This window comes from Alphaproteobacteria bacterium, from assembly GCA_019746225.1.
In the GTDB taxonomy this organism is placed as follows: domain Bacteria; phylum Pseudomonadota; class Alphaproteobacteria; order Paracaedibacterales; family VGCI01; genus VGCI01.
In genome coordinates this window covers 1-16,179 of the sequence record JAIESE010000042.1, presented here as the reverse complement: position 1 = coordinate 16,179, position 16,179 = coordinate 1, and the positions used below count along the sequence as shown (strand labels likewise).

At 44.4% G+C, this 16,179-nt stretch carries 19 protein-coding genes; 10 read left to right on the top strand and 9 right to left on the bottom strand.

Annotated elements, in window-relative coordinates; genetic code table 11:
* Positions 1-88 precede the first annotated feature (88 nt).
* From K2Y18_07595 to K2Y18_07575, 5 genes are read left to right on the top strand one after another with little or no spacing between them, the layout of a single operon-like run.
* Positions 89-1,771 carry a hypothetical protein gene (locus K2Y18_07595; protein ID MBX9805597.1) on the top strand — a complete coding sequence of 561 codons (1,683 nt, stop codon included), beginning with the start codon at positions 89-91 and terminating at the stop codon, positions 1,769-1,771.
* A complete protein-coding gene (locus K2Y18_07590) occupies positions 1,768-2,568 on the top strand; it encodes a hypothetical protein (protein ID MBX9805596.1) in 801 nt (266 codons plus the stop codon). Before K2Y18_07595 ends, K2Y18_07590 begins: the two co-directional genes overlap by 4 nt.
* Positions 2,569-2,573: 5 nt before the next feature.
* Positions 2,574-2,939 (top strand): hypothetical protein, encoded by a 366-nt coding sequence (locus K2Y18_07585; GenBank protein MBX9805595.1) that lies wholly within the window; start codon positions 2,574-2,576, stop codon positions 2,937-2,939.
* Between the two features lie 12 nt (positions 2,940-2,951).
* Complete coding sequence (locus tag K2Y18_07580) at positions 2,952-3,383, top strand: cell wall hydrolase (protein ID MBX9805594.1); 432 nt, start codon at positions 2,952-2,954, stop codon at positions 3,381-3,383.
* A gap of 1 nt (position 3,384) precedes the next feature.
* Positions 3,385-3,921, top strand: coding sequence for a hypothetical protein (locus K2Y18_07575; GenBank protein MBX9805593.1), 537 nt, complete (start codon positions 3,385-3,387; stop codon positions 3,919-3,921).
* A 7-nt stretch (positions 3,922-3,928) separates the two neighbouring features.
* Here K2Y18_07575 and recG read toward each other — a convergent pair whose 3' ends face one another.
* A complete protein-coding gene (recG, locus tag K2Y18_07570; protein ID MBX9805592.1) occupies positions 3,929-6,001 on the bottom strand; it encodes an ATP-dependent DNA helicase RecG in 2,073 nt (690 codons plus the stop codon).
* Between the two features lie 198 nt (positions 6,002-6,199).
* Here recG and K2Y18_07565 point away from each other — a divergent pair, with 198 nt between their 5' ends.
* Positions 6,200-7,006: a hypothetical protein gene (locus tag K2Y18_07565; GenBank protein MBX9805591.1), complete on the top strand. Its 807-nt coding sequence runs from the start codon at positions 6,200-6,202 to the stop codon at positions 7,004-7,006.
* Between the two features lie 64 nt (positions 7,007-7,070).
* Here the strand turns inward: K2Y18_07565 and K2Y18_07560 are convergent, their stop codons facing one another.
* Genes K2Y18_07560 through K2Y18_07545 form a run of 4 tightly spaced genes read right to left on the bottom strand, consistent with a single transcriptional unit; the run spans position 7,071 to position 9,488 of the window.
* Complete coding sequence (locus K2Y18_07560) at positions 7,071-8,024, bottom strand: acetyl-CoA carboxylase carboxyltransferase subunit alpha (GenBank protein MBX9805590.1); 954 nt, start codon at positions 8,022-8,024, stop codon at positions 7,071-7,073.
* Positions 8,021-8,977, bottom strand: a complete 957-nt coding sequence (locus K2Y18_07555) for a site-specific tyrosine recombinase XerD (protein MBX9805589.1) — start codon at positions 8,975-8,977, stop codon at positions 8,021-8,023. The genes K2Y18_07560 and K2Y18_07555 overlap by 4 nt, the downstream gene beginning before the upstream one ends.
* A gap of 8 nt (positions 8,978-8,985) precedes the next feature.
* On the bottom strand, positions 8,986-9,123 hold the full coding sequence (locus K2Y18_07550) for a hypothetical protein (protein MBX9805588.1): 138 nt from the start codon (positions 9,121-9,123) through the stop codon (positions 8,986-8,988).
* 20 nt (positions 9,124-9,143) lie between these two features.
* The gene (locus K2Y18_07545) at positions 9,144-9,488 is read right to left on the bottom strand and encodes a TIGR02300 family protein (protein MBX9805587.1); all 345 of its coding nucleotides are present in this window, start codon (positions 9,486-9,488) and stop codon (positions 9,144-9,146) included.
* A gap of 266 nt (positions 9,489-9,754) precedes the next feature.
* Between K2Y18_07545 and K2Y18_07540 the strand changes: the two genes are divergently transcribed.
* From K2Y18_07540 to erpA, 3 genes are all read left to right on the top strand, one after another.
* Positions 9,755-10,426: a hypothetical protein gene (locus K2Y18_07540; GenBank protein ID MBX9805586.1), complete on the top strand. Its 672-nt coding sequence runs from the start codon at positions 9,755-9,757 to the stop codon at positions 10,424-10,426.
* 119 nt (positions 10,427-10,545) lie between these two features.
* Positions 10,546-11,853: a HAMP domain-containing protein gene (locus K2Y18_07535; GenBank protein ID MBX9805585.1), complete on the top strand. Its 1,308-nt coding sequence runs from the start codon at positions 10,546-10,548 to the stop codon at positions 11,851-11,853.
* Between the two features lie 64 nt (positions 11,854-11,917).
* Complete coding sequence (gene erpA / locus K2Y18_07530) at positions 11,918-12,256, top strand: iron-sulfur cluster insertion protein ErpA (protein ID MBX9805584.1); 339 nt, start codon at positions 11,918-11,920, stop codon at positions 12,254-12,256.
* A gap of 2 nt (positions 12,257-12,258) precedes the next feature.
* Here the strand turns inward: erpA and K2Y18_07525 are convergent, their stop codons facing one another.
* Both K2Y18_07525 and K2Y18_07520 read right to left on the bottom strand, forming a co-directional pair.
* The gene (locus K2Y18_07525) at positions 12,259-12,969 is read right to left on the bottom strand and encodes a hypothetical protein (GenBank protein ID MBX9805583.1); all 711 of its coding nucleotides are present in this window, start codon (positions 12,967-12,969) and stop codon (positions 12,259-12,261) included.
* 120 nt (positions 12,970-13,089) lie between these two features.
* Entirely contained in the window at positions 13,090-13,578 is a 489-nt protein-coding gene (locus K2Y18_07520) for a hypothetical protein (GenBank protein ID MBX9805582.1), read from the bottom strand.
* A 168-nt stretch (positions 13,579-13,746) separates the two neighbouring features.
* Between K2Y18_07520 and K2Y18_07515 the strand changes: the two genes are divergently transcribed.
* Positions 13,747-14,379: a peptide deformylase gene (locus tag K2Y18_07515; protein ID MBX9805581.1), complete on the top strand. Its 633-nt coding sequence runs from the start codon at positions 13,747-13,749 to the stop codon at positions 14,377-14,379.
* 40 nt (positions 14,380-14,419) lie between these two features.
* Here K2Y18_07515 and K2Y18_07510 read toward each other — a convergent pair whose 3' ends face one another.
* Together K2Y18_07510 and K2Y18_07505 are read right to left on the bottom strand one after the other, a co-directional pair.
* Positions 14,420-15,283 (bottom strand): hypothetical protein, encoded by an 864-nt coding sequence (locus K2Y18_07510; GenBank protein ID MBX9805580.1) that lies wholly within the window; start codon positions 15,281-15,283, stop codon positions 14,420-14,422.
* 142 nt (positions 15,284-15,425) lie between these two features.
* A complete protein-coding gene (locus tag K2Y18_07505) occupies positions 15,426-15,812 on the bottom strand; it encodes a VOC family protein (GenBank protein MBX9805579.1) in 387 nt (128 codons plus the stop codon).
* Between the last annotated feature and the right edge of the window lie 367 nt (positions 15,813-16,179).

Genomic DNA, 16,179 nt, shown 5'->3' with positions numbered 1-16,179 from the left:
GTCAAAATGTCGAGAAAAAAGGAAGTAATGCCCACATATTGTCCATCTCATTCATATTATTTAATTATTTTGGAGGAATTGTTCATTAATGAATACCCATTTTACCTGGTGTCGCAAAGACGATCCGTTTGATCCAATAACCCATTGTCGATGCGATTTAGACATATTGGAACTGACAATTGATCATCGGGAGGGGGAGGTCGCTCTTGCTACGGTCACTGTTGGGGAAGTAAAGTTGCCGCCCCAAAATCAACGACATGTCTATATTTCTTATGGAGGCAACCTAATCTTTTCCGGTAGACTCGTTGGCCTACCTGTAAAAATTACAAACGACTTGGTAAGTTTAGAATTGACGGCAGAACCTTTAGATGCAGAAGAGCAACTGCAACAAATGGGGACGCGCCTAAAAGAGTCCCCCTTTTGGGACCCTGCGTTCCTAAATTCAACTGAACAGAATAATCCAGTAGAATGGCTTGAAGCTCGTAGTGCTTTATTTGCTTGGGACCGCCTAACAGGCAGACTTTCCGTTTCCGATTTGTTTCAAGGCAACTCGTCTGTTGATCTAACGGGTGTGTTTTTCGCAGATAGTTTGATAGTGTCCTTAGCGGAAACCCCATTATCTCGGGTATCGGTGAACTTGACTGCAGAATGGATTCAATATGGTTCTGGTGAAGCATCCGTTGGGGAAAAGATAGCATCAGCATTTTCTGCAGGAATGATTAACACTCTAACACCCAATGCCCTACGTGCGACATGGCCCGTCGAGGGACAAAAGTTGGGCAAATCGGGGTTTTATGTTCTACATAGTCAGCTGAAAGATATCACCCCCCCAAAAACAGGAGTGCTAAACTTATATCCAACGTTCACCCCAGAGTTAATGACTTGGGATGAATCCCAGCATAAACCCAAGCTGAATCGAGCCCGTCGATTTTGGATGAAAGGGACGCTCGTATTGGGATGGGAATATCGTCAGAAACGACGAGAGGTTGTCTATTTTACATTAGCTCAAAAAACGCAACTAGACGGTTCAATACGTCCCTTAACGCGTACTCTAAACTTATCATTGCAAGAGCTTAATTTGGGAGAAGAAAGTAGTTTCTTTCAAACTCATAGAGGCAGACAAGCTGTTGAACATGCCCTCGAGGTTGCAAGGGTGCATCTTGCTGCAAGTGCAAGGTGTTTAGAGGTTGAATTCATGATGCCTTATGATGTCGGTCATCCATTGAGTATGGATCACTCTGTTCGAATCGCAGACCCACGTTTGCCTGGGGGAGAAGTTCTTGGAAAAGTTATTGCCTATCAATTACATCAAGATGGGATGCGATCACACTCATGGGTTCGGATCGTTGCATCAATTGGTGGGGAGCCGGATGTGCCTCCGGAGCCAGAATATGATTATTATGTCGAACCTATATACGCAGATACAGGGAACCCGAGGCATTATCGAACATCTACAGGCCTTGTTTATGCTGACTATTCTCATCAAAGACCCGCTGCTGGTCTTATTGAACTACCAACCTCCTATAGGGGTGATGTTTTGAAAGAAGTTCTGATTGTTAATGATTCAGAACGCCAAATTCACGTCCTGCAAAGCCAACAATATCCCGTTCGTCATCATTTGAAAGGGGTATTGGAAGAGATCTCCACCACCATTTCTCTAAATCTCTTAAATTTGAAGACGCATAAAGAAGTAGAGCATGTAATTCACCTTCAAACCATTGGTTCGTGGACAGCGCCGCGGCAAGTCAATTTATCGGGGGACATACTATGAGATTCGACAGAGGTTTGAGAAGTGTTGCAATGAAGCCCTATCCGGATGGATATAAAGCCGTTCCAACGGATACTTTCAACGAGGAAGCGCCGTACTGTCAGCTTGGGGGTGTCAAGGATGAAGGTGTTTGGCTATCAGATGAAGATTTACCGTTCGTTATTGAAATTCAAGTTCGCGTGATTCCTGTTTGGGTGGTGAATGAGACCGCCCAAGCAAAACTAGATGATTATGCGCCTTGCTCTTTGTATCCTAACCAATCGACATTTTCGAGCGTGCGCATCGAATCAACTGGGCATGGGTATTTTCAAAAGGGATCTGGGGAAGGAAGGACCCCTTTTGTTGGGGGGAAAGTATTAGAATTTACTCTTCATTTACCAACACCTTATCTCTATCAGAAAGAGTTTCTTACACAACCACAAGGGCGCTTCATACAGGGAGATTCCAGCAGAAAATCTTTGTGGGCCTATGGTGCTACACAAGTAGATGAAGACTTTTATCCGCTCGTATGTTCGTTGGAGTCGTTACAGGATGAAACGATCATTCATCAAACGTCACTTCCCTTCTGGCGCGATCGAGGTGTTCATGCATTCACTAAGGAAAGACAAGGAGATGACGACATTTGTTTTGAAGATATATATAGCCAAGATCAAACGCGTACGTTTATGGAATCTATTGAGGCCGGAATGTCAGAGATTAATCTGGAGCTGGGGATCAATGAAGCCGGAAAATTGATGAAAACATCATATGATTCCTACCGGCTAATGGGGAATCAATTGTTTTACAAACGAAGGGGGTGAAAGATATGGGTATTGTCTATCGTCATGAAAAGAAAGATCCGTTAACGATTGCAGAAATGGATGGGAATTTTGCATTTCTAGACCAACGGCTTAGGGAGCTTGAAACTAACCCCGCTTTGGGTGAAGGCATTTCAAAAATAGCCCAAGAGGGAGATCAGTTAACGTTTCATGGCACATTTGGTAGTGTCTTGGGGAAAGTGGTTATCCCGAAGGTTTTTCCAAGTTATCAGGGAAAGTGGCAAGAACATACATCTTATCGGGTGCATGATTGGGTTCAGATGAATCGAGGACTCTATTCATGTATGGAAGCCCATATCTCAAAAGAATTTGAATCTGATAAAGGGTTTTGGGTTCTGGTGTTTGAGCTGTAAGGGGAGGGGGAGATGAAAAGCGATAAAGACATAGATCTTCTCGCACGCACCATCTACGGCGAGGCACGAGGAGAATTTAACGGTAAGGCCGGGCTTGCATCCTTAATTGCCGTTGGGAACGTGGTGATGAATCGAGTCAGGCTTAAAGGCTGGTTCGGTCACACAATTCAGGAAGTTTGTCACAAACCTTGGCAATTCTCTTGTTGGAATGAACAGGATCCAAACAGGTTGATTCTTTTGCAAAAGGAGATTCTTGATCCTGTGTTTTTCATTTGTCGGGATGTAGCAAACAAGGTTTTTCGGCAAGAATGGCCAGATCTGACGAAGGGAAGTGACCATTATCATGCCACCACAATGTCTCTGTACCCGAAGTGGTCAAAGGGAATACCCCCTAAAGTTTGTATTGGCAAACATGTGTTCTATCAATTAATGAAAGGAGATTAAAATGGCATTTCCTGTAATTGCAGCGGCTCTTGGATTGGCAAGCTTTGCCCCCATCATTGCCCGTTGGCTCGGAGGAGAGCAAGCCCAAGAGGTTGCATTAAAAGTTGTTGATATAGCTGAAAAAGTAACCGGATCCACGGATCCGCTTGAGGCCATACATCGCCTTGAAAACAATTCGGAGATGGTCAGTGACTTTCAAAGGGCCATCATCCAAGCGGAAGCTGAAATAGAATTGGCTGCCATGAAGGACCGTCAAGACGCCCGATTGCGGGATGTGGCACTGATGAATGCAGGGCGTTCCAACATGCGCGCGGATGTCATGGTCCTAGCAGCGGCTAGTGGTCTTATTTTATGTTTGGGCTCCTTGGCCTATTTTTCAGAAAAATTGCCTGGTGAAGCGGTCGGTATTATATCAACAATTGCCGGGATATTTGGGGCATGTTTGAAAGATGCTTATACCTTTGAGTTCGGGTCCTCTCGGGGAAGTAAAGAAAAGGATAGTACGGTCGCGGCCATGATGGAAAGGAGCCACCTATGAGCTTATCTTATCCTGAACGGCTATATTTGGCTGCGTCCGCACGACCATGTAAGGATAGGAGAAGCTGTAAGGCTTGCCCTCGTGTTGTGGAAAGGGTTGGATCATCTTGGCATATACGGCGCGCATCCTTGTTGGCCATCGCAAACAGTTCCCCGTATAGGTCGGGATTGGAAGTGAAGTCTGCTATCCGAAATCGCGGCAATCCACTTTGTCGGGTACCCAACAATTCACCACTGCCTCTCAGTTTGAGGTCTTCCTCAGAGATTAAAAAGCCATCGTTGGTTTGGCGCATAATTTCGAGTCTTTTTCGGCCCACATCGGTTAAAGCATGACCATAAAGCAGGACGCAGGTGGCTGACTGATTGCCTCGACCAATTCTTCCCCGCAATTGATGAAGTTGAGAAAGGCCAAAACGCTCTGCGTGTTCAATGACCATAATGGATGCCGCCGGCACATCAACACCGACTTCTATGACAGTGGTGGCAATAAGAATATCAAGAGGACCATTGATAAACTGAGCCATGACGCTATCTTTCTCATCGGCTTTGAGCCTTCCATGGACCAGGCCCACTTTTCCAGGAAATCGTTGAGTGAGTTCGTCATATCTCTCCTTGGCAGCAGCCAGATCTAACGCTTCTGATTCTTCTATCAGGGGACAAACCCAATAGATCTTCGTTCCCGTCTTTAAGGCGCGCTCGACCCCTTCAACTACTTCAGTCATGCGACTTAAGGGCATGACTTTTGTATCAATGGGCAGACGCCCTGCAGGTTTGTCGCGAATGATGGAAACATCCATATCACCGTAATTTGCCAGCATGAGGGTGCGCGGAATGGGTGTCGCTGTCATGGCGAGCACATCTGGGTTCTTTCCTTTTTCTGTTAAGGCGAGCCGCTGGTCGACACCGAAGCGGTGTTGTTCATCAACAACAGCAAGGCCGAGCTTGGCAAAGGCAACATCTTCTTGAATGATGGCGTGTGTTCCAACCAAAATATCAATTTTGTGGTCTTTTAAATCCTCTAGGAGTTGTTCCCGCTTCTTACCCTGATCACGTCCGGTGAGGAGGGCGAGGCGAATGCCACATGCGTCGCACAGGGGCATCAACTTTGCGGCATGTTGGCGGGCAAGGATATCCGTGGGCGCGAGGATGGCCGCCTGGAAACCGGCTTCCACAGCCTGGGCCATGGCCAGCATCGCCACAATGGTCTTGCCGCTGCCCACATCCCCTTGAATAAGACGCAGCATTTGTTGGGGGGCGGCCATATCTTTGGACAGATCCACTATGGCACTTTCCTGGCCGGGGGTAAGTGTGAAGGGCAGAGACTGTCGAATCTGAGTCGTCAGGTGCCCATCCCCTCTCAGCGCTGATCCTTCGATTTTTGCATATTGGCGGCGGCGGGTGAGGTTCAACGAAAGTTGATGGGCTAAAAGCTCATCATAAGCAAGGCGCAGGCGGGCAGGGGAGGTCGCCGAGAGGTCTTGCTCCTCTTTCGGATTATGAACTTCAAGAACAGCCTCATTCCAGCGGGGCCAGAGTTTACTTTGAGTTTCATCCAACCATTCGGGCAAAGTTGGAAGCCGCACAAGAGCGGATTTAATGACGCGATTAACACACTTGTTGGTAATGCCTGTGGTTAAGGGATAAACAGGCTCAGGACCATTTAAAATCTGCTGTTCTTCAACGGGGGCAACATGATCCGGATGGGTAATTTTCCAACGGTCTTGGTACCGTTCAAGTTTCCCGCTGATCAGGCGCTTCGTATTAATCGGCAGACTTGTTTGAAGGTAGGAGCCTTTCCCATGAAAATAAACAAGGTCAAAGAAGTATTTTCCATCAAAACAGGTTACGGCATAGACTTTGCGGGGAAAGGTTGGCGGCGTATGGCTGATGACCTCCCCAATGACGCTGATTGTCTCGCCTTCTTTAGCATCCAACACACTAGACACAAAGCGGCGATTGATGAGGTCGCACGGCAGATGCATCAACACATCCATAACTCGGGTGCCGAGCAAACGCTCAAACAAAGCTTTTCGTTTGGTCCCAATGCCTTGAAGGCTTGTGATGGGGGATGTTAGGTACATGGGTTCCTTTCGTGTGTTGTCTTGGCTAGTATAAGACCATGAGATTGCTATATCAATAAAGTTAGAATTTACCTCTCCCTATTATTTACGATATTCCCCTTGCTATAGGATTAGGCAAAGGGATATAAACCTGATTATAGAGAAATGAGTTTCTCTATTGTTTCTAATGTGAAAATCTAATTTGGGAGTATTATAATTATGATTAAACCTTTGAAAATGCTTTTTGCATTAGTCGTGCTGTGCGGACAGGTCAGTGCAATGGAGGAGCATAATGTTGTTCCAGCTGTGGCTCCTAATCCCATCAAAATGAAGGAGGAACTGAGACTTTCAGGCACATGTGGAGCCCTTACCTATCGCTCCATAACAGCGGGTGATGCTAGTGTGATTGAAGCACTGGTATCTCGTTGCACTTTTAAAGAAGGTCTCCCAACAAATACAGAAGAGAAACCAGAAGGTGTGAATAGCTGGGCAGAGAACTTGATTACACGTCAACAAGGAACTGACAATCCAAACCCCTATAGTGGTATTCTTTTTTTCGCTGAAAAAGCTGCTGGATTTTTATGCTTGGGACGTATGCCAGCTCTTGGCATTGGAAATGGATATGATCTGAAAGAGCATTCAGCCATTGTCGAAAAATTTGTACACTTTGGTGCTTTGAGCTTGAAAAAGGATGCTCCGGTTGATGCGAAGTTTTCAAAAGAGAAATACGATCTAGTTCCTAATTGTGGTCTTGGAATGATGGTTCCCGTATTGCCAAAGGCCCTTGGTGAAGAAAGGACAAGAGATGCTTTGCGAATTGGCCTACAGGTATTTGCACAGCTAAAAGAAAGAGGTGTGAAGTTACCTTTGGAAGGAACACTTCCGGGATATGTTATTGGCTTATACGATCCGGCAGATCCTCTTATTCCTCATCTTAAGGCCGTGGGATTCGATTTTGACGAAAATCCTGAATTTGTTAAATTCTATCCACCAAAACAACGTATTTTAGCATATAAAAAGCTATAAAATATTAAGTGTTAATAAAAAAGCCTTTAGGGAGAAATCCTCAAAGGCTTTTTTTTCAAGAACTCTATAGACCCTTCTTGCCCATCCCTAAGAACTTGTCTCGACGCATTTGAAGAAGCTTGCGCCCCTCATGGGCAGATAAGGTGAGGAGGGCATGCTCTAAGGCCTCCCCAACGGATCTTATGGCCACATCGGGATGGCGATGTGCGCCGCCCATGGGTTCGGGGACGATTTGATCAATGATGCCTAGCTTATAAAGGTCTTGGGCGGTGATACGTTGGGCTTCAGCCGCGTCAGAGGCCATATCGGCGCTGCGCCAAAGAATAGAGGCACATCCTTCAGGGGAAATAACAGAATACACCGCATGTTCCATCATGAGGACTGTATTGGCAGCCCCAATGGCAATCGCCCCCCCAGAGCCACCTTCACCAATGACTATGCTTATGAGAGGGACCTCTACCTTAAGGCAAGCCTCAATGCTGCGGGCAATCGCTTCTGCTTGGCCGCGTTCTTCCGCATCAATTCCAGGCCAGGCACCGTTTGTGTCGATGAAAGTGATCAGGGGGAGGTGGAATTGGTCAGCCAGTTCCATAAGTCGACGCGCTTTGCGATATCCTTCAGGCCTTGCCATGCCGAAATTATGGCGAATACGCGATTCTGTATCTTGACCCTTTTGTTGCCCAATCAACATCACCGGTTTGCCCCGAAAACGGGCAAGACCACCAACGATGGCTTGGTCTTCACCAAAACAACGATCTCCCGCAAGGGGCGTAAACTCCTCAAACAACGCTTCTTGATAATTGAAGAACTGGGGGCGTTCGGGATGGCGGGCAACCTTTACCTTTTGCCAAGGTGAAAGATTACTGTAGGTTTGGTTCAAAAGCTTATCAGCTTTCTTTTGCAAAGTGGTAATCTCTGCCACAATGTTAACCTTGCCAGCACTATCTAGATGACGCAATTCGTCAATCTTGCCTTCAAGCTCTGCAATTGGCTTTTCAAAGTCTAAAAATACAGTCATGAGTTTTCCCTTGTTTTTTGCAATGTACCTTTTTTCGTTGACTGTGCCAATGGGTGATGATGATTCACCAAGTCCTTTAGGTGGTTTGTCACCACATGGGTGTAAATCTGGGTGGTTGACAGGTCAGCATGCCCTAATAATTTTTGAATCGCTAAGAGATCCGCCCCATGGGTCAAAAGATGGGTTGCAAAGGCATGACGGATGACATGGGGGGATATGCTATCCGGATCCAGGTTGGCCTGCAGAGCAAGGGCTTTTAATAACTGCCCGAATCGTTGTCTTGTTAAAAATCCTTCTTTGCTAGGGGAGGGGAATAACCATTTTTCACCCTTGAGGCCTGCACGCTTTAGAAATATGGGGTAAACGGTCAAATAGGTATTCAATGCCGCTAGAGCAGGCTCACTTAGTGGCACCAGGCGTTCCTTACCCCCTTTTCCCTTAATCAGAAGAAAAGATTTACTGGGGTGAAATGCTAGGAAAGGGAGAGTCACGAGTTCACTGACGCGCAAACCACTGGCATAAAGAGTCTCTAGCAGGGCGTATAGACGATACCCTTCTGGATCAATTTGGAGACGGGCAGTTTCCAGCAATCGAACAACATGTTCCTCTGACAATATTTTGGGTAAGGACCTTTGAGGGCGAGGAGCATCAATCGTTGCTGTGGGATTGGAGGTAATCCAATCTTCAGACAGCAAAAACTGATAAAATTGACGCAAAGCTGACAAACGACGAGATAGCGTTGAAGCTTCGCGCCCCTCTTTAGAAAGGTGAATAAGGAAATTGTTGATGTGATCAGCTGTTACATGAGATAAAGAGACTTCAAAGGATGAAGTCTCTTTAATAAATGCAGCAAAATGACTTAAATCCTGTCGATAGGCTTCTATGGTGTTGGGTGCAGATCCCCTTTCTGCCACCAACATTTCCAAAAAAGCATCAACCTCAGGTGCAAGCATCTGATCTACTATGGCAGTCGATCATTTGGAATTGTCTTAATCACCGTTACGGGTTTGGCCGGAATTCCGACAACACCCAATACAATGATGCCCAAAAAAGACAAACATAACAAAGAGATCCAGAAAGCTTTACTCATAAGGCTCATAATATAACTCTCTTAAATTATTATTGCTCTTCGCCCTCATCAACTGTGTCGATGACATCAGCCATATCGTCTAAATCTTCTCCAAGGTCTGATGTGTCTTCAATTAAAGTATCATCATCCTCTTCGACAAGATCTTCGTCTAAGTCGGCTGGTAGATCCAATTCTTCGATGAGGATATCATCTTCTATTGGCTTTGCAACGATATCATCGACCACGGCATTACGACTACGTGACCGACGACCAGGTGTCTGTATTTCAAAGGTTTCTCCACATTTTGGACAAACAATTGGGCTGTGACGCATATCATAAAAACGAGCCGTACAGCTTTGACAAGCCCGTTTTGTTCCCCATTCTAACTTAATCACGATTGATCTCCTTCAAGTCTAATACCTTCAAATATAAATACCTTTACAGCCATTTGCCATGACTTATGGGCATTTGTCAAAAACAAAAGTTCATATAACGATGAATTTTGCAGATTTAATGGCTTCCATGGACCCCATTCTATCCATCCAATTTTATATTTCAAGCTTCTTGTTTGTTAACCTCTTATTAACTTATGAAAATGTACCTTAAAGTTAACCCGGAAGGGTATGGGAAAGAGCAAGATTAACCAGATAAGGAGTCCACTATGCAGATCACTATATTAAAGAATATGGTAGGTGTTTCAATTGCCGCTTTAATCGTCTCATCACTTTGTGTTGGAAATACAGTCAAGAATCAAAAACAGGAGACGGAAACCAGCAAACCTAATGTTACATTATCTGAAGAAAATCATAAACTTACTCCCCCTTCAGCAGAAAAAGAAAAGGGACAAAAAGTTCCTACCGACACTCCTCAGGTTCGGGTGAAAGATAGACTCGATCTTTTAGAGATTGAATCTGAAGACGGAGCAGGGACAGAGGATGATATGGCTCTTTCAGCTCGTGGGGGCATTAGAGCCGACTCGATGCAAACAGGCGAACTTGAATTGGTAACGCCTCAGACTCAGGAATCAGAAGATCTTCAAAATTCAAGGGAACAGTTGCAAGCTGCGCAGAACGTTAATGACACGACGACAAAACAAGTGAGTGCCGATTTCAATGGAATTGTCACCCCCATAGATTATCAAGATAAAAGTGACCAGGGAAAAGCCAACATTCCGGATCCTGAGGATGAGCCAACAGATGAAGGAGACAGGGCAGGTGGCGAACACAAAGGCCGACCAAAAATGGTGAAACTTAGTAACATTCCGATCATTAAGATGGGCGGTTCAATTCAAGAAAACAACGGACTTACAGTGATTAAAACGTGGGCAAACTAATAGACCGCTAAAATGACGGATCTAGAAGGGGCAACAATTCGTTGCCCCTTTTTCTATTAGGCAACAAAACCGTTGGTTTCATGAGAACAAATAGGCTAAATTGGACAAAAGGGATCATAATGCGCAATCCAATTCGTTTGATAAAGTCTATTATGCCCCGAAGTTTATTCGGGCGTTCCCTTATTATTCTAGTAACGCCCCTTATTTTAGTCCAGGTTGTCTTAGGCTACATTTTCTTTGATCGGCACACGGAAACAATTCTAAGACTCCTGTCGAACACCATTTCTGGTGATATTCATATGGTTGTAGAAATGGTTGAAGATGGGCAAGACTTTTCTCGTGTCGCTGAGTTGGCGCATCATAGCCTCATGCTTGATTTGAAGCTGAAGCAAGGGGAAAAGTTGCCACGAGCTGGTATATATAAGTCGACATGGCTTTACGGATTTATGGAAGAAGCCTTGCGTGACAAGCTTAAACAACCCTATTTCTTACGCATGAGCCAAGACAATATCTACTTAGATGTTGAAGTTCGTCAGGGTGTTTTACATTTTGAAACCCCCCGAAAGCGCCTCTTCAGTCGAACAACGCCCCTAGTGCTTATCTGGACAACCGCATCTGCTTTGTTACTGTTTATTGTTGCCTCCCTCTTTATGCGCAACCAAATCCGCCCCCTACGGCGCTTAGGAGATGCGGCAGAACGTTTTGGTAAGGGGCAAGATGTTGGGGATTATCGTCCAGAAGGAGCAACAGAAGTCCGTAAAGCAGGTATTTCCTTTAATATTATGCGCGATCGAATCCGACGACAATTGAATGAACGAACCGAAATGCTCGCAGGCGTTTCCCATGATTTACGAACGCCTCTGGCCAGAATGAAACTTCAGCTTGCGATGATGCCTCGAGATCCTGAGGTTGTAAATTTGACCGAGGATGTCGAGCAAATGCAAAAGATGCTCGAAGGGTATCTGGATTTTGCAAGAGGGGCAGGGGATGAATCGCCTATCAGTATCATTCTTTGTGACTTATTTCATGATTTGAAAGCGCAGTTTAGAAATACCTCTCTTAACATAACAATCGACTGCCCAGTCGAACTTAAGATACAAGTCAAGGCTCAGATGTTAAAGCGATGCCTCATGAATTTATTGGTGAACTCAGAGCGTTATGCTGATCATGTGTGGATCGGGGCGCAAGCAAGTGGCCGCTTCCTTGAAATCACGATAGATGATAATGGTCCGGGGATACCAGAGTCTCAGCGGGATGAAGTGTTTCGTCCCTTTTACCGTCTGGATGTATCTCGGAACCTGGAAACGGGCGGTGTTGGTCTTGGCTTGAGCATCGCGCGGGATGTAATCCGAAATCACGGCGGTCAAATTCGCCTCGGAGATTCCCCCCATGGCGGCTTGCGGGTTCTGATACGACTGCCACAGTAGATAACAAGGGGGAAGCAACGACTGAAACCTTCCCAAAATGCCTTAATCGTGCTATAAATCAATTATGATTACACCAAACATAACTATTACAGAAAGTGCCGCTCAGCAGGTTGCACATCTTATAGCCCTAGAGGAAGCCTCAGGCCCTTTACGATTGCGTATTTCAGTAAGCGGGGGAGGGTGCTCTGGCTTTCAATACCATTTTTCCTTGGATGATGCGCAAACGATGGATGACCAGTTATTTTTGAAAGACGGTATTGAGGTAATTATTGATGAAATCTCCCTCGGCCTATTGTCGGATGCGGTGATTGATTACACTCAAGATTTAACATCCGCCCAATTCGTCATTAAAAATCCTAATGCGACGGCCTCTTGTGGCTGTGGAAATTCATTTTCCATCTAAACTTAAGATGGGCACTCACAATGTATGTTTGTCAAACCAACGCCTGCTTTCGCCTTCTTTGCATCAGCCGGGTCAGGCTTTAATGGGTCATCTTTTACAGGATATGCATCAACAAAACGGATATTGTTTCTGAAATATGCCAACCGTTCTTCCAAGGTATTTGCTAATTGTTCATCACCCTTAATATTTAAAACAACCATCACTCGGTTTGTGGGACCGTATACAACCTGACCAAGATATCCCTTTTGAAAATTAAGTTTTGGGTTTTGAAACTTCTTTTCCGCCCTTTTTTCACGATCATAAAGCATTTCAATTTCAACAGGATAATTACATTCCCGATATATTTTCAAAGTACCGGAAGTTTTGGTTTCATCATAGACTCCATCCGGATCATCAAGCACTAAATCGATGATGTCTGTGATAACATATTTGTCATCGCTGTAGAAGTAGGGGTTATTTGGTTTATGTAAGGTTAAGGTATGCTGTTTCATCACTGTGTCAGAAATCATATCATCCCAAGAACCATTCGTGGGATCTTCTTTCATCTTTTTAACAAGTTCCTTGACCAGGCTGATTGTAGCTTCGTCATCAACACCTATTTCTTTAGTAATCAGTGGCCTTGGAGCTAATGCAGTTTTGGTAGGAGCTGGAGGAGCAGCATGGCCGGCAAAGGCAATTGTTAGAACTAAAAGTAACCCTCTTATGAAAAGCATAATATATCAACCTCTTATCCTAATAAGAATTAGAATAAGGCGTTATGCTTAAAATATCGTAAAGGGGAGGGGAACTCGCCTGATCTATTAGCTATGGTGCCAGGCGAGTCCTTATGATCCTTACTTTATTGATTCTGCTACTGCCGTTGGTTCTTCAGCTGGTTTTGGCTCTACAGAAGCTTTCGTATCTGCTGGCGCTGCGCTGGCACTTTTTTCACCCATGATCATCTTGCGATGATCCATTCTCTCTTCAGGGCTCATATTCATCATTTTCTCATGTTGAGCTTTCATTTCTTCAGGTGACATATTCATCATCTTCTCATGATGTTCCATCATCACTTTATGATGTTCTTTCATGTCCTCCGGGGTATCTTTCATCATTTGTTCATGATGCTCTTTCATCATTTTGTGGTGGTCCTTCATGTCTCCGGGGCTCATCATGTCCATTCCCATACCTTCATGAGAACCCATCATCATTTTCTCACCATCTTTTGGGGCTGTCTCTGGATTGTCGCTAGGAAGCATAGAAGCGGCGAAGGATGCCCCTTGCAATACTAAGGTCGCAAGAATCCCCATAGATAAATTTCTAATTGTGTTAAAATTCTTCATTTTAATATCCCTTTCATTGTGGTATGCGTAACTCAATAATTAAAACATCTTTTTATTAAGATCTCATTAAGGGAGGGGTTTATTATACATAAAAATATAGTAATTAAAGTAATAACTTGCACGTTATTATTGTGCATGCCTTGTGCCTCAAGTATGGAGATAAACAAAATGGACCCTCAATATGAATCAGCCTCTCTCGATATTGTTGACATTGATGATCCTTCTCAAAATAGTGTCTTAACGACTCCCATGGATCCTGTTAAGTTTCCTCTTTCACGAGAGGATAAGAACTTTATTGCAGCCCTCAAGAAGAGAGTTATAAAGGAGGGAGCCGCTGGCCTTGCGGCAACTCAAGTGGGTGTGGCTAAACCAATCACCGTATTTCTTGTACCTGAAGAAGCCCTAAAGTGGCGCGACGATGTCATAGAGCTTCTGCCCCTCACTGTTTTGATTAATCCCTCCTATGAAGGCATTGAGAGCAAGGGTAAGGTCCTTGATTGGGAAGGATGCTGTTCAGCCAAGCAGCATTATGGGAAAATCTGGCGCTATAAGGCCATTCGGTACAAAGGCAAGGATGAAGAGGGAAGGGACGTAACTGCGGAAGCTTACGGTTTCCTTGCGCGGCTTCTTCAGCATGAAATTGACCACTGCAATCACAAAATGTGCATTCACCAATATGATCCAAATTCCCCTCAAGGCACCCAAGAAGGATTGATGAAGGAACGAAGGAAAGAAGCCACTAAAAAGAAACGTGCCCTTGGCTTGAAGCCACAGGATCTTTTTCCGCTCGCCTCTCAATAGATTCACCCCTTACTAAGATTTCAGGGGAGATGTCTTAAGATTACTTAGCTGCTACAATCTTCGATTCTTTCAATAAGGTTTCATAAGGGGTGCCCATAAAATAATTTCCAAAGCACCCAATAAAAGCAAGTCTTGCTGGAATGTTATTGATGCGTTCACATTCCGCAATAAGTTTCGCTAACAAGATCTTTTCAAATCCCCATTTCTTAATGGTCGAAAAAAGAGCATCATATATGTCAAAAAGGGATCCATACTTTGACCCACCCTTCTTTTGCATATGACCCAGAAGGTCAGCTCCTATAACTTTCGTATCCGTTTCTCCAGCATATAGAGCTTGCCAGTCCCTGATGATTTCGCAAGCTTTTTCGACGTAACGAATTTCCTTTTTAGGCGAACTGAGTAATGCTGTAATGTAGATGGCTTGAACTGTTGAGAAAATATCTCCATGCCTTTTCGCTCTATCATAGAAGGTTAACGCTGGATCGATCTTTCCTGATGCCAGATCAGCAATTCCAGCAGCCGATAGTACATAAACGTTGTTCTCAAATCTTGGCTCCTTTAGAAAATAGCTAACCAAAACAGGCAATTTATCCAATCCGATTTCTTTTCGATAAAATAAGGCGAGTGTCAGTAAAGCACCTGATTCTTTTTTTTGTGTAAACCCAACGAGTGGCGCTAAAATATTCTTGTTATACCAATCCACGTCATGCGGTTTTACAGCCTCTCCTTTCGTCATATTTTGTGCCCATGCCTTATACTCAGCAGTATCACTGTCGTGACAAAACAAGACCATGCTTGGAATTTTTACTTCTAAACCATGAGTTCGTTCTTCTGGTTTTTTTGCATCCATTGCAAAAGAAATTGAACATAATATCACAAACATAAATATAATCTTGGTTTTCATGAATAGGAACTCCTTCAAAAGGTTGAGCAACATTTAGTGTAAATCTTATAACTTCATTAAGTCATGATTTCAATGAGAATTTCATCTTTTTCAGTAATGTTTGAAAAAGATATAAGATGTTCCTTTAATAAATTTCGGCTTCTTATGGAATCGCCGATTCCCAGAGGGCGATGTGGGCGTCTGTTGGGTCTTGGATCACGGCAAACCGTCCCATGCCCTCAACGGTTGTTGGCGGCATTTTTACCTTAGCACCCAATGTTTCGGCTTTATTCAGGCTTTCATCCAAACTGGCTACCAAAATATAGCTCATCCAGTGAGGAGGGACCTTTCCTTGTTCTTGTGGGGGGATTTGCAATAGACCGCCCACCATCTTTTCACCGCTATTAAACATTGTGTACGTCATGTTCTTCATCGGCATATCCTGGTGCGTCCAGCCAAACAATTGGCCATAGAATTCTTTTGCCTTACCGGTATCAGACGTCATCAACTCGTTCCAACAAAATTCCCCAGCCTGTGGTTTTGTGCTCATGTACATGTCTCCGTTTAGTATTGTTAATAGCAAAAGATACGCATGATAGATGGGAGAGCGCCATGAGACATGTTGAAACACGTTTGTCAGTTAAGGCCTGTTTATACGAATAGAAAGGATGCGCATGATAGAAATTTGGTAGCATCAAGGGTGTCGCAGCTCTAAGACGGGCTGTATGGGCATCTTAAGAGGTGCATGAAGCGATCTAAACCAATTTAGAGAGCCGTGTTGGGTTGGAATTGACGCTTACACCCTCCATCTTATTTTCCATAATATATATTATGCGATCCAATCATGTAAAAGTTCTGCGATAATGTCCCCTTTACGTTCAGTAGAAATGTCCCCTTTGTTAAGTTGAAGATCACTT